Origin of the sequence: Streptomyces actuosus (assembly GCF_016921115.1) — a bacterium.
GTDB lineage: Bacteria > Actinomycetota > Actinomycetes > Streptomycetales > Streptomycetaceae > Streptomyces > Streptomyces actuosus_A.
Window position 1 is genome coordinate 184,903 of record NZ_JAFFZS010000002.1, and the last position, 20,200, is coordinate 205,102.

The following is a 20,200-nucleotide window of genomic DNA, read 5'->3' on the forward strand; positions in this document are numbered from 1 at the left end:
GGCCCCTCGGCGTCCGGGCCCGTCGTCGGGTCGAGGGACCGGGGGGTCGGTCGTCGGGCGGGTGTTCTCGTCGGTGTTGCGGAGGATGCACGGATCGAACGTGCGCGGGCTTCGGGAGCCCGACCACGGCTCAGCAAGCCGGTGCCTTACCACTCGGCCAATCCTCCGGGTGGGCGGTCCACGCGAGAGCGACATCGCGTGCTCGAAGCGACCGCCCCGGGCAGTGCTCGGTGCGCGGCGGGCTCGACGGAGAGGTAACGGCTACTCCGGAACCCGCCGCTGACTGCCCTGTCGGGAGCCGGACGTACTGCCGTGCATGGGCATCGCCCCGCTCCTCTCCCGGTCTGCGGCGCCGGACGGAGAGTCCGGCGGGGACGAACACCACTGTGCCGGTCCGGCGACGGCGACGCCATCGATTTTTCGAGCGGCCGTTCGACGGCGGCGTGGGTGCGGCCGGCGCTACTCCTCGCCGGCCAGGGTCAGCGACCGCAGCTTCTGGCCGGCGTACCAGGTGGCGAGGACGGTGACCGCGGTCAGCAGTACCGTGGCGGTCGGCAGCCCCACGTCGGAGGTCACGAGGTCACCGCCGGCGACCTTGTGGGCGACGGCCAGCGCCCACTGCTGGATGCTGAGGGTGCGCGCGCCGGGCACCAGGGAACCGAACAAGGCCTCCCAGACGAGGGCGTAGACGAGGCCGAACACCACCGCGTGCCGGGAGACGGTCCCCAGCAGCAGGAAGAGCGCCGCGTAGGCGATGGAGGCGACCAGCGCCGCGACCGTGTAGGCGACGGCGATCTGCTGCCCGTTGCCGTTGAGGACGAGTCCGGCGATCAGCGTCGGTACGGCCGAGAACGCCATGGTCACGGCGATCGCGACGGTCAGCTTGGTGAGGATGATGGTCGGCCGCCTGATCGGCTTGGACAACAGGTACACCACGGAGCCGTCGTCGATCTCCGGGCCGATCGCGCCGGTCCCCGCGACGACACCGATGATCGGCACCATCGTGGCGAGCGCGAAGCCACCGAGGACGTCGGCCGCGGTCTGGTCGTCGGCTCCGGTGAGCCCGCGGACGGCCACCGCGATCACCAGGAGGAGCAGGGGCAGCGCGCCGAGGATGAGGGCTCGGCGGCGTCCGAGCAGGGCCCGGTAGGTGAGCCGGGCGACGGTGGGGTCGTACATTTCGGCCTCCTACGCCGCGACCAGGTACGAGAAAACGGATTCGAGGGACTCGTCGGACGGCGACACCGTCAGCAGCCGGATGCCGTGGTCCCGGGCGACGCGCGGCAGCAGGGTGGTGAAGCGGGCGAAGTCGACGGCCTGGACGCGCAGCGCGCCCTCGGCCGTGTCGACCTCGATGCCGGACGTCGACGGGTCGGCGATCAGCGCGGCCGCCAGGGCGCGGTCGTCGCTGGAGCGGACCAGGTAGCGGTGCGGACGGTCGGTCATCAGGCGGCGGATCCGGCGGAAGTCGCCGCCGGCCGCGTGCCGTCCGGCGACGATCACCTCGATGTGCCAGGCGAGCTGCTCGACCTCCTCCAGGATGTGGGAGGAGAACAGCACGGTGCGGCCCTCGGCGCCCATGCGCCGCAGCAGTTCCATGAGCTGCATGCGCTGGCGCGGATCCATGCCGTTGAACGGCTCGTCGAGCAGCAGCAGCGACGGGTCGTGGACGAGGGCGCTGGCCATCTTCACCCGCTGCCGCATGCCCTTGGAGTAGGTGGCGATCTTGCGGTCCTGCGCGTACTCCATCTCGACGGTGGCCAGGGCGCGCGCCGCCGCCTTCGCGCCGAGGCCGTGCAGTTCGGCGTTGGCCACGACGAACTCGCGTCCGGTGAGGAAGTCGTACATGGCCTCGCGCTCGGGCACGATGCCGATGTGGCGGTAGATCTCCTCGTTGCGCCACACGGGCCGCCCGTCGAGGGTGACGGAGCCGGTGGAGGGCGCGAGGAAGCCGCCCATCATGTTGATGAGGGTGGACTTTCCGGCACCGTTGGGGCCGAGCAGCCCGGTGACGCCGGGGCCGATGGTCATGGTGATGTCGTTGACGGCGACCACGTTGCCGAACCAGCGGGAGACGTGGTCGAGGGAGAGCGTGGTCACAGTCCCACCTTCTTGTAGCGGCGCAGCAGCAGCCCGTAGGCGGCGGCGATCAGGCCCAGGACGACGGCGAGGTAGACGATGCCCTGGGCGGTGTCGGGCCCGTGCCCGCCGGGGTGGGAGGGCTCCGCGCCGAGGAAGGCCGACTGCACGCCGTCGATGAGGGTGACCGGTGAGAACAGGCCGATCCACGGGATGGCGCCGGGGTTGTCCTGGGAGTCGGCGATGGCCTGGAGGGTGGAGACCGCGCCGTAGGAGATGATCAGTACGGCGATCACGGCCGCGATGCCGAAGCCGCGGCGCGGGGTGACCGAGGCGATGACGAGGCCGATGCCGGCGAAGAGCAGCGAGAGCAGTGCCACGGAGAGAAGACCCTGTGCGCATCCCTCGGTCTGGTCGGCGAAGTCGAGCTTGGCGAGCAGCGCGCCGACGTAGAGCACGAGCAGCGGCGCCGCGGTGAGGACGAACAGCGCCGACGCCAGCGCCGCGAACTTCGCCCGGACGTAGTCCGCGGTCTCGATGGGGCGCGAGAAGTACAGCGGGACGGTCTTGAAGCGCAGGTCCCGCGAGACGGACTGGGGTGCCTGCGAGGCGACGTACAGGCAGATCACCGACTGCATGATGATCGCGTAGCGCGTGTACGCGACGGGCAGGTCGTGCGCCTTGGTGGCGACGGCCACGGCGACCATGATCGCCGCGGGAACGCACATCACCACGAACAGCAGCATCGGCAGGACCTTGGACTTCGCCGACCGGCCCAGGCCGTAGGCGCCGCGCAGGGACTGCGAGTACAGCGCGCGGGTCGCGTACGAGCGGCCGAGGCGCGGGCCGTCGTAGGCGCGGTAGCCGATGTCGTGGATACGGGTCTGGTCTGCGGACGTCGCGGCTGCGGAATGCTCAACCGCCATGGCCGGTCGCCTCCTTCCGCGGCTCGTCGCTGCTGGTGAACACTTCCGAGATGTGGTGCCGGCGCTGCTCCATGCGGACCAGTCCGAGGCCGAGGCCGGCGACGGTGTCGCGGACCAGGTCGTAGGTCTCCTCTCCGCTCGCGGTGAGCAGCAGGGTGTGGCCCGCGCCGGGCAGGCCGCTGCCGTCCTGGACACCGACACCGAGCGCGCCGAGGGCCTCGCGCACCGCGAGGGTGCCGTCGGGGTGCTCGTCGGAGTCGGTGACCTCGATGGCGAGGGTGGTGGTGGTCTGGGTGAAGTCGGTGGTGGAGCTGGAGCGCAGGAGTTTGCCGCCGTCGATCACGACGACGTGGTCGCAGGTGCGTTCCAGTTCGCCGAGGAGGTGGGAGGTGACCAGGACCGAGATGCCGAAGTCGCGGTGGATGCGGCGGATCAGTCCGAGCATCTCGTCGCGGCCGACGGGGTCGAGGCCGTTGGTCGGCTCGTCCAGGAAGACCAGCTGCGGGTCGTGCACGAGGGCCTGGGCGAGCTTCACACGCTGCTTCATTCCCGTGGAGTAGCCGCCGATGGGGCGGTAGCGCTCTTCGTACAGGCCGACGTGGCGCAGGGTGTCGGCGGTGCGCTCGCGGGCGGCGGTGGGCGGCAGACCGGACATGCGAGCCATATGCACGACGAACTCGGTGGCCGAGACGTCGGGCGGCAGGCAGTCGTGCTCGGGCATGTAGCCGACGCGCTCGCGGATGGCGGTGCCCCGGGCCGCGACGTCGAGTCCGAGCACCTCGGCGCGGCCCTCCGAGGCGGGGGACAGGCCGAGCAGGATCTTGATGAGGGTGGACTTGCCGGCACCGTTGGCGCCGACGAGTCCGGTCACTCCGGGTCCGATGTCCACGGACAGCCGGTCGAGGGCGGTCACCCGGGGGAACCGCTTGCTCAGGCTTTCGGTCGCGATCACAGTCACGTCGTCGACGATAGTGACGCACACCACGGAGGTCGTCAGACCGAAGAGCCGTCCTGGCGTCAGCCTGCAGTCGTACGGGCCCGTAGGGGATCTGCTCCCTGAGAGCTACGCGCCGCGTGCGCGCCGACTCCGACCTCCCTATTGACGCCGTCTCTAACAAGTGCCAGATTCGCCCATGTCACGTTACGGGCACGTAGCGCAGTCGCCGAGAACCGCTGGAGGCGTTGGCATGACGACGGCAGTGACCCGCGAAGTCTCCGCCGAACTGCGGGGATTCAGGCGGGTGCAGCGCCTGGCGTACGAGTGCGCCGAGGCGGTGGCGGCCCGGCTGGAACCGGGTGTGACCGAGCGTGAGGCGGCCCGGATGCAGCGTGAGTGGCTGCGCGAGCGGGGTGTCGCGGACTGGTTCCACATGCCGTTCGCCTGGTTCGGGGACCGGACGGCGTTCGTGAACTTCCGGGTGCCGCTCCAGTTCTTTCCCACCGACCGCCGCCTGGAGCCCGGGATGCCGTTCATCCTGGACATGGCCCCGGTGTTCGAGGGATGCACCGCGGACATCGGCTACTCGGGCGCCCTCGGCCCCAACCCGGTGCAGCACCGGCTGACGGCCGACCTGGAGGCGCACCGTGCGCTGATCCTCGACGAGGTGCGCGAGCGGCGGCCCCTGCGGGAGATCTACGAGGACGTGGACCGCCTCATGGTCCGCCAGGGTTGTGCCAACCGGCACCGCGCCTACCCGTTCGGGGTGATCGCGCACAAGGTGGACCGGGTCCGCCCGCGCCGCTTCTCGCCGCGGCTCTTCGGGTTCGGCACACAGGCCCTGAAGGGGCTGGCGAGCGACGTGCTGCACGGCCACCGCGAGGGATGGTCCCCGCTGTGGTCGCCGTACCGGTTCTCCGACCACCCGCCGCAACCGGGCCTGTGGGCGGTGGAACCGCACCTCGGTTTCCGCGGCACCGGCGCGAAGTTCGAGGAGATCCTGGTCGTCACGGACTCGCGGGATCCCGAGGAGAGCGCCTTCTGGCTGGACGACGATCTGCCGCACGTGCGGCGCTGGGCGGAGGACAAGTGACGCTGAAGGGTGCGCGCGAGCGCCGGGTACGGGCCGGTGGGGTCGATCTGTGCGTGGTCGAGCTGGGCGACCCCGGGCAGCCGACGGTGGTGCTGGTGCACGGCTATCCGGACAGCAAGGAGGTGTGGTCCGAGGTCGCGTCCCGGCTGGCCGACCGCTTCCACGTCGTCCTGTACGACGTCCGCGGGCACGGCCGTTCCTCCGCTCCCCTGCCGCTGCGCGGCGGTTTCACGCTGGAGAAGCTCACCGACGACTTCCTCGCCGTCGCGAACGCGGTCAGCCCCGGCCGGCCCGTCCACCTCGTCGGCCACGACTGGGGCTCGGTGCAGGGCTGGGAGTTCGTGACGGTCCGGCGCACGCAGGGCAGGATCGCCTCCTTCACCTCCATGTCGGGTCCCTCCCTGGACCACTTCGGCCACTGGATCGGGCAGCGGGTCAAGCGGCCCACCCCGCGCCGCGTCGGCCAACTCCTCGGCCAGGGCGCCAAGTCGTGGTACGTCTACCTGCTGCACACTCCCCGGCTGCCCGAACTCGCCTGGCGGGGACCGCTCGGCAGGCGCTGGCCGCGTCTGCTGGAGCGGTTGGAGAAGGTTCCCCGCGGCGACTACCCGACCGCCTCGCTGCCCGACGACGCGGCGCACGGCGCCTGGTTGTACCGCGACAACGTGCGGGCGCGGCTGAGCAGACCGCGCGCCGACGCCTACGCGCACGCTCCGGTGCAGCTCGTCACGCCCGAGGACGACGCCTATCTGTCGCAGCGGCTCTACGACGAACTGGAGTCCTGGGCACCGCAGTTGACCCGCCGCGTGCTGCCCGCCGGGCACTGGGTCCCGCGTACCCGGCCGGACCGGGTCAGCGCCTGGATCGAGGAGTTCGTCACGGCCGTCGAGGGCGGCCGTCCCGAACAGCGGCCCACCGGCCGGTACTCGGACCGCTTCGGAGGGCAGCTCGTACTGGTCACGGGCGCGGGTAGCGGAATCGGCCGGGCCACGGCGTTCGCGTTCGCCGAGGCAGGTGCCCGCGTGGTGGCCGTCGACCGCGATACCGAAAGCGCGGTGCGCACCGCCGAGTTGGCACGTCTCGTCGGCGCACCCGAGGCCTGGTCGGAGACCGCCGACGTCTCCGACGAGCAGGCCATGGAGAAGCTCGCCGAGAAGGTCCACACCGAACTCGGCGTCGTGGACGTACTGGTGAACAACGCGGGCATCGGTCTGTCCGGCGGATTCTTCGACACGACGTCCGACGACTGGCGCAAGGTCCTCGATGTCAATCTGTGGGGAGTCATCCACGGGTGCCGCCTCTTCGGACGGCAGATGTCCGAGCGCGGCCAAGGCGGCCACATCGTCAACATCGCCTCCGCGGCGGCCTATCAGCCGTCGCGCGCCCTGCCCGCCTACAGCACATCGAAGGCCGCCGTGCTGATGCTCTCCGCATGCCTGCGGGCCGAACTGGCCGGGCAGGACATCGGGGTTACGGCGATCTGCCCCGGGCTGGTCAACACGAACATCACCACGACGGCGCGTTTCACGGGCGTCGACGCGGAGGAGGAGGCCCGCCGGCAGCAGCGCACCGCCCGCCTCTACGGGCGGCGCAACTACCCGCCGGAGAAGGTGGCCGACGCGATTCTGCGTGCCGTGGCCCGCGACGAAGCGGTGGTGCCGGTGACGCCCGAGGCGCGCGGCGCACACCTTCTGTCCCGTTTCTCCCCAATGGTGTTGAGGGCACTGGCCCGCATCAAGCCTCCTGTGTGAGGCGAGTTGGCCGGAGACAACTCAAACCTGGTGGGGGCAAAGGTTGTTGGTCAAGCACCCTGCAAGGCAGGCGTCTTGTCCACAGAATCGGCAACTAGCCTGTGCATAACTGTAGTTGCTTGTGGATCAAACCTTCGGCACGCAATCGACGTGCGTGATCCTCGTCTCGTCGCTCATGCTGATGCGATGGACGAAAGACGCACCGTGAAGGTGTCGAAGTACCTCTCGAAGCATCTGCGGCACCAACCGGAACGCATCGGGCTCACGCTCGACGAAGGCGGCTGGACCGAGATCGACACCCTGCTCTCGGCGGCCGCCGCGCACGGGTTCCGGTTCACCCGCGAAGAACTCGACCACGTGGTGGCCGCCAACGACAAGAAGCGGTTCGCGATCGAGGGCACGCGCATCCGCGCCAGCCAGGGCCACAGCGTCGACGTCGACCTGGGCCTGCCGCCCGCGACCCCGCCGGAGTACCTCTACCACGGGACGGTGGCCCGCCGTCTGGACGCGATCCGTGCGGAGGGGCTGCGGCCGATGAACCGGCACGATGTGCACCTCTCCGCCGACCGCGAGACCGCCACCCGGGTCGGCGCCCGCCGCGGACGGCCCGTCGTGCTGGCGGTGGACGCGGGCGCCATGCACCGCGACGGCCATGTCTTCCACCTGAGTGCCAACGGGGTGTGGCTGACGAAGGCCGTGCCTGCGCGGTACCTACGGTTCACGGAACCGCGTTGAGCCCTCCCCCACCGCCGCCGGCACGAGGGCGCCCCGTGGCCTGGGCGTTCGCCGAGAGCCTCGGCTTTCCACACCGCGTACTCCTGGGACCACCTGTCCTGGCGCGGCTTTCGGGTCGGTCCCTGGTTCGGTTCCGTCCCCGTCCCGACCCTGCGGCAGCCGTGCCCGTCACCGAGCCGATGCGGCTGGGCACCCTGGTGATCCCGGGAACTCACCCGGGCCGGTCACTCGGGATACGGCGGGGCGACCACCACTTCAGCGAGTTCCACGGCGAGTTCGGGGGAGACGGGGTCGCCGGTGATGAGCAACCTGAAGTAGGCCGGACCGAGCAGGAGATCGACGGCCAGCTCCACATCGGCCGATCGCAGCAGGTTCTGCTCCTGGGCGCGGCGCAGCACCTGTCGGAGGACCTCGCGCCTGTCCCTCTCCACCTCGCGCAGGGCGGCGGCGAGCTCGGGCGATCTGGGCAGTTCACTGACCAGCCCGGCAATGACGCGGCCGAGTTCGGTGCCGGTGAGGAGGCGCATGGTGTTGGACAGCACGGTGACGAGGTCCGCCCGCAGGTCGGCGGTGTGCGGGGCTTCGGGGTTGGTCCGTGCGAAGGCGTCCCGGACCGCAGCCGCAATCAGCTCCGTTCGGTCCTTCCATCGCCGGTACACCGTGGGCCGTGAGACGCCCGCACGGCCGGCCACCGCGTCGACCGACACTCCGGCCGCCCCACTCTCGGCCAGAAGCTCGACCGTGGCCCGCAGGATGCGTGCGGAGGCTTCGTCGCTGCGCGGCCTGCCCGGCGCGGGTCGTCGCTCACCCACCGGCCACCGGCCCCTGCGCGGCGACGGCCCTGTCGTATGCGGTGAACCCGTCTTCGACCCCGATCACGGTCTGCTTCATCTCGACGTACGGTACCGAGAACAACTCGGTGTCCCGAACCGCCTCCCAGAACATGTAGTAGCCGGAGAGGTCCTCGGTCTCGACGAACAGGATGTCGCTGAAGTCGGCGCAGAACGCCTCCACGTCGAACCAGCGCAACCGGACTCCTTCAGCCCGGGCGGCCAGGGACTTGACGGTCTCCCAGACACGGGCCCGCTCGCTCCGGTCCAACCGGAGCCAGGCGGGCTGGAACTGCAGCATGTTCATCACCATGTACGTCACGATGCTCCTTCTCCTGCGCCGGCACTTCCCGGCCTCATTTCATTACAGTACAGTGCTGTAATGAAATGAGAACGAGGCAGGGGGTGGAGATGTCCGGTACGGAACGCCCGGGACTGGCCGTGATCACCGGAGGCACCGCGGGGGTTGGCCTGGCGCTGGCACGACAGCTCGCGGAGCGCGGCGAGCGGGTCGTGGTCTGCGGCCGGGACCGGGAACGTCTGGCCGCCGCCGACGCCCTTCCGGGGATCGAGGCCGTCCGGTGCGACCTCTCCGTGGAGAGCGAGATCCTCGCCATGACGGAGCAGGTGGGTGCCCGCGGCGGCATACGGCTGCTGGTCAACAACGCGGCGGTGCAGCTCGGCCACCGACCGGCCGGGCCCCACCCCGCCGGACTGCTGCGGGACGTGGACACGGAGATCGGAACGAACCTGACCGGGCCGGTCAAGCTCACCGCACTCGCCCTGCCGCTGATGTCGCCCGGGGCCCTGATCGTCAACGTCACCTCGGCCCTGGCCCTGGCCCCGAAGCGCACCGCCCCCGTGTACTGCGCCACCAAGGCCGCACTGCGCAGCTACACGACCGCCCTGCGCTACCAGCTCGCCGACGACGAGCGGGGCATACGGGTGACGGAGGCGGTGCTGCCCCTGGTCGACACGGCCATGACGGCCGGCCGGGGCAGCGGCAAGATCAGTCCGGAACGGGCCGCCGCGGACCTGCTGCGCGGCCTCGACCGCAACCGCCCGGTCATCCGCATCGGAAAGACCCGTGCGTTGACGGTCCTGCACCGGCTGTCCCCCACGCTGGTGGCCCGCCTGCTCCGGGACGGCTGACCAAGGGAAGAAGGTGTCTCCGCCTCCTGTTCGGTGGGCAGGGTGACCGTGCGGCGGGTCGTACGGAGCACGGGGCGTGCACGCCGCGGTGCGCAGGGCGTCCGTCGGGAGTTCTCCGCGCGGCCTGACCGCGGCCGGAGCTCCACGTCTGCGACGCACTCGTCGGCGGCCCGGTGCCCCCGTCACCGGGCCGGGGTCACGTGCCGCCGCGGCCGCGTCCGCCTCCTCAGGCGGCGAGCGCGGCGATCACGGGTTCCACGGCACGGCCTCGCGACGTCAGCGTGTACTCCACGCGCGGCGGGACCTCCGCGTGGACGACCCTCACGACCATGTCCTCCTCCAGCGAGCGCAGCCGGTCGGTGAGCGTCTTCGGGCTGATCCCGGTCAAGGAGGCCCGCAGCTCCGAGAAGCGCTTCGTGCCGGCGAGCAGGTCGCGGAGCACCCGCGTCCGACCCCGCACGCCCCCGTCGCCCCGGCCCGGTGACCGGCGATGCGCGCCCTCTACCGCGTCCGGTACCGCCTGGGCCTCACCCCCTGGGGCACCGAGGCCGTACCGGCCCCCTGATGGCCGCCGTCGAGGGGCCGGGCGCGCTTCCCACCGGGATCGCGGTCGACCTCGGCTGCGGCAGCAGCGTTCAGGCACGCTACCTCGCCGCCCGCGGCTGGGCGGTCACCGCCGTCGACTCGGCTCCCGCCGCCCCGGCCGTCGCCCGGGGCGGCGGCGAGCAGCAACGGCCCCGCCCGGTCGAATGGAGAGTCGCCGAGGTCACCGAGCACCGGCAGGTCGACCCGCACGGCCGGCTCGCGGGCACGGTCACCCTGCTGCTCGACAACGGCTGTCTCCACGGCGTCCCCGCCGCACGGCGGCCCCGATGAGCCCACACCGTCCGGTCCCTGTCCGCACCGGGGTGCGTACTGCTGGTCCGCGCGGTTCCGCGGGGCAGACGGGGCCTCGGACCGGCCGGCCTCGCCCCGGAGGAGCTGCCCCTTGCTCCTGGGCGGCGGCTGGGACTGCGCGGCGGCGGAGCCGCACTGGTACCGGTGCACACGACGCTCGCACTCGTCGTAGCCACCGGCCCCCAGCCCGTCGGCCGGCGCGGCGGGACGCGGCCTGCAGGGGTCCGGCGCCCACGAACGGGTGTCGATGTACGCGTATCGTCGCCGCATGCGACTGAGTACGGTGATCCTTCCCATCCGTCGATGGGACGAGGGACAGAAGATCTGGCGGCGGGCCGAAGACCTCGGATTCCATTCCGCCTACACGTACGACCACCTGTCCTGGCGGACGTTCCGGGACGGCCCGTGGTTCGGCGCGGTCCCGACGCTGACCGCCGCCGCGGGGGTCACCGACCGGCTGCGCCTGGGCACCCTCGTCACATCGCCGAACTTCCGGCACCCGGTGACCCTCGCCAAGGAACTGATCTCCCTCGACGACATCTCCGGCGGCCGGGTCACCCTCGGAGTGGGCGCGGGTGGCACCGGCTTCGACGCCACGGCACTCGGCCAGGAGCCGTGGACGCCGCGCGAGCGCGCCGACCGCCTCGCCGAGTTCGTGCCGCTGCTCGACCGTCTGCTGACCGAGGACGCCGTCTCCTACGAGGGTGACTTCTACTCGGCGCACGAGGCCCGGAACATCCCCGGTTGCGTGCAACGCCCCCGGTTGCCCTTCGCGGTGGCCGCCACCGGTCCGCGCGGGATGCATCTCGCCGCCCGGTACGGCCAGGCCTGGGTGACCACCGGCGACCCCAGGCTCTACGAGAACGGCACCCCCGAGCAGTCCGTCGCGGCCCTGCGCGGACAGTCGGAGAAGCTCGCCGACGCGTGCGCGGCGATCGGGCGGGACGTGAGCGCCCTCGACAAGATCCTGCTGACCGGATTCACCCCGGACCGCGGGCGGCCGCTGACGTCCCTCGACGCGTTCGTGGACTTCGCGGGACGCCACCGGGAACTGGGCTTCACCGACATCGTCGTCCACTGGCCCGTCCCCGGCTCCGACTTCGCCGCCGACCAGAAGGTCTTCGAGCAGATCGCCATGGAAGCCCCGGGCCAGGTGGGGTAATCCCTCAGATGTGCGGACTCCCGCACGGGCGTGCAGGCATATGCGGGACAATGGGCGGGTGACCTCAGCGACTCGACAGCCCGAGACCCCGGCCTCCGCTGCTCCGCCGCGGCTGATCGCCACCGACCTGGACGGCACCCTGCTGCGCGACGACAAGTCGGTGTCCCCGCGCACGGTCGCCGCTCTGGCCGCCGCCGAGGAGGCCGGCATCGAGGTCTTCTTCGTCACCGGCCGCCCGGCTCGCTGGATGGACGTCGTCAGTGAGCACGTCCACGGCCACGGTCTGGCGATCTGCGGCAACGGTGCCGCCGTGGTCGACCTGCACGGCGGTCCCGGCGCCCACCGGTTCGTGAAGGTGCGGGAGCTGGCCCGCGAGAACGCGCTGGAAGCCGTGGGTCTGCTGCGCGACGCGGCACCGGGCACGGTGTACGCGATCGAGCAGACGTACGGCTTCAACCAGGAGCCGGACTACCCCAAGCTGCACATGGAGACACCGGACATCCTGATGTCCGCCGAGGAACTGCTCGGCCCGCGCGGCCCCCTCGCCGACGAGCCGGTGCTGAAGATCCTGGCCTTCCACCCCACGCTCGATCCCGACGCGTTCCTCACCCTGGCCCGTCTCGCCCTCGGCGACCGCGTCAACGTCACCCGCTCCAGCCCGAGCGCCCTGCTGGAGATCAGCGGGCCGGGCGTCTCCAAGGCCAGCACCCTCGCCCTGTGCTGCGCCGAGCGGGGCGTCTCGCACGAGGAGGTCGTCGCCTTCGGGGACATGCCCAACGACGTGGAGATGCTGACCTGGGCGGGCCGCTCCTACGCCATGGGCAACGCCCACCCGGAGGTGGTGTCCGCGGCCTCGGGGCGGACGGTCGCCAACAACGACGACGGCGTGGCCGTCGTGATCGAGGAACTGCTGGGACTGCTGCCCTGAGGGCTGGGCGTCGCGACGGGGCGAACGTGGCCTGTGGCGGCACTCGTCAGCCCACCGGAACACCTCGTTCGGCCAGCCAGGGCACCGGGTCCAGAGCCGAGCCCATCTCCGGGGTGACCCGCACCTCGAAGTGCAGGTGCGGCCCGGTGGAGTTGCCGCTGGTGCCCGACTGGCCGATCCACTGCCCGGCGACGACCCGCTGCCCCTGGTCGACGGTGACGGCCGCCAGATGGGCGTACTGGGTGTAGTAGCCGCCCGGGTGCTGGAGCACGATCTCGATGCCGAAGGCGCCTCCGCAGGACACCTTCACCACCTGGCCCGCCCCGGCCGCCCGCACGGGTGTGCCGATCGGCACCGCGAAGTCCTGCCCGGTGTGCCGGTGCGCCCACCGCGCGCCGCCGCTGCCGAACCCGGCCGACAGCTGGTACGTCTCCACCGGCGCCACCCACGCGTGCGTACCGTCGATCGGCGGCTGATCCAGCCGTACGGCACCCCGGCAGCTGCCCGCCGCGACCGCGGCGTCGGCCTGCCCCTGCAACTGCCATCGCGCCTGTTCCAGCTTGTCGTCGATCTCCTTCTTCAAGGCGGCGAGTTCGGCGTTCCGCTGCTCCAGCGCCTGCCACGCCGTCCGCGCCTTCGCCTCGTCGGCGAGAAGCCGTTCCTCGGCCCGGCGCCGCTTTCCGACGGCGTTGTCGACGATCAGGCCGGCGCGGAGGAAGGCATGCTGATTGCGCATCATCTGGTCCGGCGTGCCCGCGAGAAGGATCTGCGCGGTCAACGGCAGGCCGCCCCCGTCGCGGTACTGGGCACGCGCGATCCGGCCCAGGTCCTTGCGCAAGGCGTCCATCTCCAGCCGCTCGCGTTCCAGGAGCTCCTCGTAGTGCTGGGCCTGCGCACGCTGCGCCTCGGCCGCGTGCCGCCCCGCCTCGTACCGCTGGGTCGCGGCGGACGCCTCCTGATACAGGTGCGCCACCTGCGCGCTGACGCCGGAGTCGTCCCCCGGGTCGCCGTCGGCCGCCGTGGGACGCGCCGCGAGGACCGCGAGCGCGCACAGCAGCACCGGAGCGAGCAGAGGGCGGCGTCGAGATGAGCGCATGTCAGCGATCGTGACCCGGTCCTCGGCTCCGGTCCTGTTCGAGTCGTACGCCTGGGGGACGCAGGACCTCGTATGGCTCAAGACCGAGCGCTCGCGGCGCTCCGGCCGCTTCAACCGGGACCGGCCGTGCGGCCCTCGGCGGGCGGCCGCGAGACGCTGGACGTGCGACGAGCCCGACACGTCCCCTTGGTTGCGGAAGGTCAGGCCGGGGCGAACGGGGCGGAACGGTCGATGCCTTCACGGGCGAGCGGTACGTCCGCTCCCGTAGCCTCCACGGACAGTTGCTCGGCCGCGGCCTCGCGTGCGGCCATCCGCCGCAACGGCCCGTCCACGGCGGCCAGCTCGGCGTAGGGTCCCCGCTGCGCCACCCGTCCCCCGTCCAGGACGAGCACCTCGTCCACGGCCTCCAGGCCCGCCAACCGGTGGGTGATGAGCAGGGTCGTGCGCCCCTCGGTGGCGGCCAGCAGGTCCGCGGTGAGCGCGTCGGCGGTCGGCAGGTCGAGGTGCTCGGCGGGCTCGTCGAGCAGCAGGACGGGGAAGTCCGCGAGGAGCGCCCGGGCCAGCGCCAGCCGCTGCCGCTGCCCGCCCGACAGCCGGGCGCCGTGCTCCCCTATCAGCGTGTCGAGCCCGTCCGGCAGGCTCTCGGCCCACGCAAGCAGCCGGGCCCGCGCCAGTGCGCCGCGCAACTCCTCCTCCGAGGCGTCCTTCCTGGCGAGCAGGAGGTTCTCGCGCACCGAGCTGTCGAAGAGGTGCGCGTCCTGTGCGCACAGCCCCACCAGACGCCGTACGGCGTCGCCCTCCAGGGCGGTCGCGTCCACCCCGCCCAGCGTGTAGACGCCGGCGTCGGTGTCCAGGAAGCGCAGCATCACCTGCGCGAGCGTCGTCTTGCCGGACCCCGAAGGACCGACCACGGCGATCCTGCGACCCCGCGTCAGCGTCAGGTCGCACCCGGCGAGCGCGTCACGCTCCTGCCCGGCGTGGCGGGCGGTCACTCCCCGGAGGACGACCGGGAACGGCACCGCGGGCGCGGGCAGGGGCCGCTCCGGTTCCCGCACCGGTTCGGGGGAGTCCAGCACGTCGTACACACGCTCCGCGCTCTTGCGCACCCGCTGCCGGTACTGCACGGCGAGCGGTAGCCCGAGCACGGCCTCGAAGGCGGCCAGAGGCGTGAGGACCACGACGGCCAGGGCCACGCCGTCCAGTCGTCCGCCGACGACCGCCTGCGCCCCGACCAGGGCGGCGGCGGCCACGGTCAGACCGGAGACCAGCGCGGTGAGTCCGTCACCGAGTGCGGTGGCGGCGGCCGCCCGCGACGCGATCCGGGTCAGCACGCCGTCGGCGCGCCGCGCCTCGGCCGTCCGTCCCGGCAGGGCTCCGGCGACGGTCAGTTCCGCGGTGCCGGTGAGCAGATCGGTGACCCGGACGGCGAGCCGGCCGCGGGCCGGGGCGAGCCGGCGTTCCGCGCGCCGCGCCACCGCCGCCGTGACCGCCGGAACGCCGGCCCCGGCCGCCAGCAGCCCGATCGCCAGGACGGCCCCCGCCTGCGGCAGCAGCCAGGCGGTGAACCCGACGGACGCGGCGGAGACGACCACCGCGGCCCCGGCGGGCAGCAGCCAGCGCAGCCAGTAGTCCTGCAGAGCGTCCACGTCACCCACCAGACGCGACAGCAGATCGCCGCGGCGCGCGCCGCGCAGTCCCGCGGGCGCCAGCCGCTCCAGCCGCCGGTAGACCGCGACCCTGGTGTCGGCGAGCATCCGCAGCACGGCGTCGTGCGAGACGAGCCGCTCGGCGTACCGGAAGACGGCCCGCCCGATACCGAAGGCGCGTGTCGCCGTCACGGCGAGCATCAGATACAGCACCGGGGGCTGCTGGGATGCCCGCGAGATCAGCCAGCCGGACGTGGCCATGAGCCCCACGGCACTGCCCAGGGCCAGGCTGCCCAGCAGCAGCGCCAGCACGAGTCGGCCCCGGCGCGGGCCGGACAGGGCCCGGACACGGGCGAGCGTGCCGCTCCTCCCGGCCGGGAGCGCGTCCGCGGACGCTGAGGCGGCGGGGTCCTCAGGCCCGTCACCGTCTTCGGATGCGGTGGGCGTGGCCGGCGCCGCGGTCGTGGGAGGAGCGTTGAGGCCTCCTGGTGCGGTCGCGGAGGCGGTCGGGTCTCCGGGTGTGGCGAGGCCCGTGCCGGCGCCCGACGCGGTGGGGACAGGCTCGTCGGTCACCGCCACCCCGGTGCCTCGGGTGTCCGGCGTCCGCGGGGCCGGTGTCGCGGCCTCCGGGGTGCGAGCGGGCTCGGCGGATCCGTGAGGGTGGACCTCCGGCAGCCGCACCACCCGGTCCGCCACCGCGAGCAGCGCCGGCCGATGCACCACCAGCAGGACCGTGCGGCCGACAGCCAGTCGTCGCACCGCCTCGACGATCTCTGCCTCGGTCTCGCCGTCCAGAGCGGCGGTCGGCTCGTCGAGCAGCAGCACCGGCCGGTCCGCGAGGAATGCGCGGGCCAGCGCGAGCCGCTGCCGCTGGCCCGCGGAGAGGCCGGCCCCGTCCTCGCCGAGCACGGTCCGTGTGTCGGCGGGCAGCGCGTCGACGAACTCCAGCGCCCCTGCGTCCGCGAGCGCCTGTCGCACGGCAGCGTCATCGGCATCGGGCCGGGCCAACCGCACGTTCTCGGCGATGGTCCCGGCATAGAGGTGGGGGCGCTGGGGGACCCAGGCGATCTGCGACCGCCACCGGGTCAGGTCGATGTCGGCCAGGTCGGCTCCCCCGACCCGGACCCGCCCCGCGGACGGCCTTACGAAGCCCAGCAGTGCGTGCAGCAGCGTGGACTTGCCGGCCCCGCTGGGCCCGACGAGCGCCACCGTCTCCCCGGCGGCGACGGAGAAGGACACCCGCGTCACGGCGTCCTCGGACCGCTGTGGGTAGCGGACCGTCACCTCCTCGACGTCGATACCGCCCCCTGGCACGGCGCCCGTCCCCGACTGGGGCAGGGGAGTCTCCAGCACGGCGAAGATCTCCTCCGCCGCGGACAGGCCCTCGGCCGCCGCGTGGTACTGCGCACCGACCTGGCGCAGCGGCAGATAGGCCTCGGGGGCCAGCACCAGGATGACCAGACCGGTGTAGAGATCCATCTCACCGTGGACGAGCCTCATGCCGATGGTCACCGCGACCAGGGCCACGGAGAGCGTGGAGAGCAGTTCCAGTGCGAAGGAGGACAGGAAGGCGATCCGCAAGGTGCGCAGCGTCGCCTGCCGGTAGGCGCCGGTGATCCGCCGGATCGACTCGGCCTGGGCCTTGGCCCGTCCGAACACCTTCAGTGTGGGGAGCCCGGCGACCACGTCGAGGAAGTGGCCCGAGAGCCGGGACAGCAGTTGCCATTGCCGGTCCATCCGGGACTGCGTGGCCCAGCCGATCAGCATCATGAAGACCGGGATCAGCGGAAGGGTGCCGACGATGATGGCGGCCGAGACCCAGTCCTCGGTGACGATGCGGGCCAGCACCGCCACCGGCACCACCACGGCGAGGCCCAACTGCGGCAGATAGCGGGAGAAGTAGTCGTCCAGCGCATCGATGCCGCGCGTGGCGAGGGTGACCAGCGATCCGGTCCGCTGCCCGCTCAGCCGGCCCGGACCGAGCCGGGACGCCCGCTCCAGCAGGCGTCCGCGCAGTTCCGACTTCACCGCGGCGCTCGCCCGGTGGGCGGCCAGCTCGGTGAGCCAGGCGACCAGTGCCCGGCCGCAGGCGACGGCGACCAGGAGCAGCAGCGGGGTACGGAGGGCGGAAACCGACAGTCCGTGCTGGAAGGCACCCACCACGATCTCGGCGATGAGCATCGCCTGGCCGACGACGAGGCCGGCGCCGAGCGCGCCCAGTCCGACGACCGCCGCGAGGAAGGCACGGGTGGCGCGGGCGTGACGAAGAAGGCGTGGATCGATCGGTTTCACGTGGAACATGCCCTTCGGTCCTGGGAGGTGCGTTTCACGTGAAACGCACCCCGCTCGGCCTCAGTGTGCGGCCTCGGCGATGTGCTGGGTACCGATCCGCTTGCGGAACACCCAGTACGTCCAGCCCTGGTAGAGCAGGACGATCGGCGTGGCGATTCCTGCGCACCACGTCATGATCTTCAGGGTGTACGGGCTGGACGAAGCGTTGGTCACCGTGAGGCTCCAGTCCGCGTTCAGCGTCGACGGCATGACGTTCGGGAAGAGCGTCAGGAACAGCATGGCGACAGCCGCCACGATGGTCACGCCGGAGAGGGCGAACGACCATCCTTCGCGGCCGGCTTGGTTGGCCACCAGTGCCGCGACCAGTGCGGCGACGGCCACGACGAGGGCGACCAGGCTCTGGGCGTCACCGCTGTCGACCTGGGTCCAGACCAGGAACAGCAGCGCCAGCACGGCGGTGGCCAGTCCGACCTTGAGCGCCAACGTGCGTGCCCGCTCCCTGATGTCACCGACGGTCTTGAGCGCCGTGAACACCGCCCCGTGGAAGGTGAACAGCGTCAGCGTCACCAGCCCGCCGAGGAGCGCGTACGGGTTGAGCAGGTCCCAGAAATTCCCGACGTACTCCAGGTTCTGGTCGATCTTCACGCCCCGCACGATGTTGCCGAAGGCCACCCCCCACAGGAACGCGGGGAGCAGCGAGGACCAGAAGATCGCCGTCTCCCAGTTGCGCTGCCAGTTCTCCTCCGGCCGCTTCGCCCGGTACTCGAAGGCGACACCGCGCACGATCAGGCAGACCAGGATGATCAGCAGCGGCAGGTAGAAGCCGGAGAAGAGCGTGGCGTACCACTCGGGGAAGGCGGCGAAGGTCGCGCCGCCCGCGGTGAGCAGCCACACCTCGTTGCCGTCCCAGACCGGGCCGATGGTGTTGATCAGCACCCGGCGCTCGGGACGGTTGCGGGCGAGCAGCCGCGTGAGGATGCCGACCCCGAAGTCGAACCCTTCCAGGAAGAAGTAGCCGATCCACAGGACGGCGATCAGGACGAACCAGACGTCGTGCAGTTCCATGACTGTGCAGCTCCCTCGGCCTAGTACGAGAAGGCCATCGGCTTGTCGGCGTCACGGGAGTCGCCGCCGATCTTCGTGGGCGGGTTCAGGTCGGAGTCGGTCAGCTCGGGCGGACCGGCCTTGACGTACTTGACCAGCAGCTTGACCTCGACCACCGCAAGAACGGCGTACAGCGCCGTGAAAACGATCATGGAGGTCAGGACCTCGCCCTGGGAGACACCGGGGGACACCGCGGCGCGGGTCTGCAGCACGCCGTAGACGACCCACGGCTGACGGCCCATCTCCGTGAAGATCCAGCCCCAGGAGTTGGCGATCAGAGGGAAGGCCAGGGTCCAGATCGCGATGCGCCAGTACCAGGTGGTGAGCTCCGGGCCGAGGGCCTTGTTCCTGAACAGCACCAGGTGCGGCACCTCGTCCTCACCGACGTGCAGGTGCTGCGGCAGCATGAACTTCTTGCGCGTCAGCCACAGCCCGGCGATGCCGATGGCGAAGGACGCCATGCCGAAGCCGATCATCCAGCGGAAGCCCCAGAAGGTGACGGGGATGTTGGGCCGGTAGTCACCGGGCCCGAACTTCTCCTGTTCGGCCTTGTTCACGTCGTTGATGCCGGGGACGTACGAGCTGAAGTCGTCATTGGCGAGGAAGGACAGCAGGCCCGGGATCTCTATGGCGACGCTGTTGTGTCCCTTCTCCACGTCACCGTAGGCGAAGATCGAGAACGGGGCGGAGTCCTGGCCGTCCCACAGCGCCTCGGCGGCGGCCATCTTCATCGGCTGCTGCTTGAACATGACCTTGCCGAGAACGTCACCACTGACCGCGGTCAGCAGGCCGGCGACGATGACGGTGATCAGCCCCAGACGCAGCGAGGTCTTCATCTCGCGGACGTGCTTCTTGCGGGCCAGGTGGTAGGCGGCGATGCCGACCATGAAGGCACCACCGGTCAGGAAGGCCGCGGTGAGGGTGTGGAAGGCCTGACTGAGGGCGGTGTTCTGAGTGAGGACGGCCCAGAAGTCGGTGAGCTCGGCGCGCCCCTTCTCCTCGTTGATCCGGTAGCCGACCGGGTGCTGCATCCAGGAGTTGGCCGCGAGGATGAAGTAGGCCGACAGGATCGTGCCGATCGAGACCATCCAGATGCAGGCCAGGTGGATCTTCTTGGGCAGCTTGTCCCAGCCGAAGATCCACAGGCCGATGAAGGTGGACTCGAAGAAGAAGGCGATCAGGGCCTCGAAGGCGAGCGGTGCCCCGAAGATGTCACCGACGAATCGGGAGTAGTCCGACCAGTTCATGCCGAACTGGAACTCCTGCACGATGCCGGTGACGACACCCATCGCAATATTGATCAAGAAGAGCTTGCCCCAGAACTTGGTGGCCCTGAGGTACTTCTCCTTCTCCGTGCGCACCCAGGCGGTCTGCAATCCGGCCGTCAGGGCAGCCAGGGAAATCGTCAGGGGGACGAACAGGAAGTGGTAGACGGTGGTGATGCCGAACTGCCAGCGCGCCAGTGTCTCCGGCGCCAAAGCCAGGTGCACGTCGTCAGCCTCCTTACATCGCCGTGGTAGCGGCAGTTTGCCCCTTTTGTCGCACACATCGCGGGAGCAACCGGGACACGCT

18 protein-coding genes and 1 tRNA gene are annotated in these 20,200 nt (G+C 71.3%); 7 read left to right on the forward strand and 12 right to left on the reverse strand.

Annotation, left to right across the window (positions count from 1 at the left end; translation table 11 throughout):
• Positions 1–79 precede the first annotated feature (79 nt).
• The 5 genes from JS756_RS03770 to JS756_RS03790 form a co-directional block, all read right to left on the reverse strand.
• A tRNA-Ser gene (locus tag JS756_RS03770) sits at positions 80–167 on the reverse strand.
• Positions 168–459: 292 nt separating this feature from the next.
• Complete coding sequence (locus JS756_RS03775) at positions 460–1,179, reverse strand: ABC transporter permease subunit (protein ID WP_205381460.1); 720 nt, start codon at positions 1,177–1,179, stop codon at positions 460–462.
• 9 nt (positions 1,180–1,188) lie between these two features.
• A complete protein-coding gene (locus tag JS756_RS03780) occupies positions 1,189–2,100 on the reverse strand; it encodes an ABC transporter ATP-binding protein (protein ID WP_205381461.1) in 912 nt (303 codons plus the stop codon).
• The gene (locus tag JS756_RS03785; RefSeq protein WP_205381462.1) at positions 2,097–3,005 is read right to left on the reverse strand and encodes an ABC transporter permease subunit; all 909 of its coding nucleotides are present in this window, start codon (positions 3,003–3,005) and stop codon (positions 2,097–2,099) included. The genes JS756_RS03780 and JS756_RS03785 overlap by 4 nt, the downstream gene beginning before the upstream one ends.
• Positions 2,995–3,957, reverse strand: coding sequence for an ABC transporter ATP-binding protein (locus JS756_RS03790; RefSeq protein WP_205381702.1), 963 nt, complete (start codon positions 3,955–3,957; stop codon positions 2,995–2,997). The genes JS756_RS03785 and JS756_RS03790 overlap by 11 nt, the downstream gene beginning before the upstream one ends.
• Positions 3,958–4,192: 235 nt before the next feature.
• Between JS756_RS03790 and JS756_RS03795 the strand changes: the two genes are divergently transcribed.
• The 3 genes from JS756_RS03795 (at position 4,193) to JS756_RS03805 (ending at position 7,521) form a co-directional block, all read left to right on the forward strand.
• Entirely contained in the window at positions 4,193–5,035 is an 843-nt protein-coding gene (locus JS756_RS03795) for a M24 family metallopeptidase (RefSeq protein ID WP_205381463.1), read from the forward strand.
• Positions 5,032–6,786: an SDR family oxidoreductase gene (locus JS756_RS03800; protein ID WP_205381464.1), complete on the forward strand. Its 1,755-nt coding sequence runs from the start codon at positions 5,032–5,034 to the stop codon at positions 6,784–6,786. Before JS756_RS03795 ends, JS756_RS03800 begins: the two co-directional genes overlap by 4 nt.
• 186 nt (positions 6,787–6,972) lie before the next feature.
• Positions 6,973–7,521, forward strand: a complete 549-nt coding sequence (locus tag JS756_RS03805) for an RNA 2'-phosphotransferase (protein WP_205381465.1) — start codon at positions 6,973–6,975, stop codon at positions 7,519–7,521.
• A gap of 224 nt (positions 7,522–7,745) precedes the next feature.
• On the opposite strand, the gene JS756_RS03810 is transcribed toward JS756_RS03805, so the two are convergent.
• Positions 7,746–8,333 carry a TetR/AcrR family transcriptional regulator gene (locus tag JS756_RS03810; RefSeq protein WP_205381466.1) on the reverse strand — a complete coding sequence of 196 codons (588 nt, stop codon included), beginning with the start codon at positions 8,331–8,333 and terminating at the stop codon, positions 7,746–7,748.
• On the reverse strand, positions 8,326–8,664 hold the full coding sequence (locus JS756_RS03815) for a darcynin family protein (RefSeq protein ID WP_240203266.1): 339 nt from the start codon (positions 8,662–8,664) through the stop codon (positions 8,326–8,328). Before JS756_RS03815 ends, JS756_RS03810 begins: the two co-directional genes overlap by 8 nt.
• 74 nt (positions 8,665–8,738) lie before the next feature.
• Between JS756_RS03815 and JS756_RS03820 the strand changes: the two genes are divergently transcribed.
• On the forward strand, positions 8,739–9,503 hold the full coding sequence (locus JS756_RS03820; protein ID WP_205381468.1) for an SDR family oxidoreductase: 765 nt from the start codon (positions 8,739–8,741) through the stop codon (positions 9,501–9,503).
• 226 nt (positions 9,504–9,729) lie between these two features.
• Here JS756_RS03820 and JS756_RS03825 read toward each other — a convergent pair whose 3' ends face one another.
• Complete coding sequence (locus tag JS756_RS03825) at positions 9,730–9,945, reverse strand: winged helix-turn-helix transcriptional regulator (protein WP_307790297.1); 216 nt, start codon at positions 9,943–9,945, stop codon at positions 9,730–9,732.
• A 122-nt stretch (positions 9,946–10,067) separates the two neighbouring features.
• Between JS756_RS03825 and JS756_RS03830 the strand changes: the two genes are divergently transcribed.
• The 3 genes from JS756_RS03830 (at position 10,068) to JS756_RS03840 (ending at position 12,490) form a co-directional block, all read left to right on the forward strand.
• On the forward strand, positions 10,068–10,379 hold the full coding sequence (locus tag JS756_RS03830) for a methyltransferase domain-containing protein (protein WP_205381470.1): 312 nt from the start codon (positions 10,068–10,070) through the stop codon (positions 10,377–10,379).
• A 289-nt stretch (positions 10,380–10,668) separates the two neighbouring features.
• Positions 10,669–11,562, forward strand: a complete 894-nt coding sequence (locus JS756_RS03835; RefSeq protein WP_205381471.1) for an LLM class flavin-dependent oxidoreductase — start codon at positions 10,669–10,671, stop codon at positions 11,560–11,562.
• Between the two features lie 40 nt (positions 11,563–11,602).
• The gene (locus JS756_RS03840; protein ID WP_205381472.1) at positions 11,603–12,490 is read left to right on the forward strand and encodes a Cof-type HAD-IIB family hydrolase; all 888 of its coding nucleotides are present in this window, start codon (positions 11,603–11,605) and stop codon (positions 12,488–12,490) included.
• Positions 12,491–12,536: 46 nt separating this feature from the next.
• Here the strand turns inward: JS756_RS03840 and JS756_RS03845 are convergent, their stop codons facing one another.
• The 4 genes from JS756_RS03845 to JS756_RS03860 form a co-directional block, all read right to left on the reverse strand.
• Positions 12,537–13,586 carry a M23 family metallopeptidase gene (locus JS756_RS03845; RefSeq protein WP_205381473.1) on the reverse strand — a complete coding sequence of 350 codons (1,050 nt, stop codon included), beginning with the start codon at positions 13,584–13,586 and terminating at the stop codon, positions 12,537–12,539.
• A 200-nt stretch (positions 13,587–13,786) separates the two neighbouring features.
• Positions 13,787–17,524, reverse strand: a complete 3,738-nt coding sequence (gene cydD, locus JS756_RS03850) for a thiol reductant ABC exporter subunit CydD (protein WP_205381703.1) — start codon at positions 17,522–17,524, stop codon at positions 13,787–13,789.
• A 60-nt stretch (positions 17,525–17,584) separates the two neighbouring features.
• The gene (cydB, locus tag JS756_RS03855) at positions 17,585–18,589 is read right to left on the reverse strand and encodes a cytochrome d ubiquinol oxidase subunit II (protein ID WP_205381474.1); all 1,005 of its coding nucleotides are present in this window, start codon (positions 18,587–18,589) and stop codon (positions 17,585–17,587) included.
• A gap of 20 nt (positions 18,590–18,609) precedes the next feature.
• The gene (locus JS756_RS03860) at positions 18,610–20,118 is read right to left on the reverse strand and encodes a cytochrome ubiquinol oxidase subunit I (RefSeq protein WP_205381475.1); all 1,509 of its coding nucleotides are present in this window, start codon (positions 20,116–20,118) and stop codon (positions 18,610–18,612) included.
• Positions 20,119–20,200 lie beyond the last annotated feature (82 nt).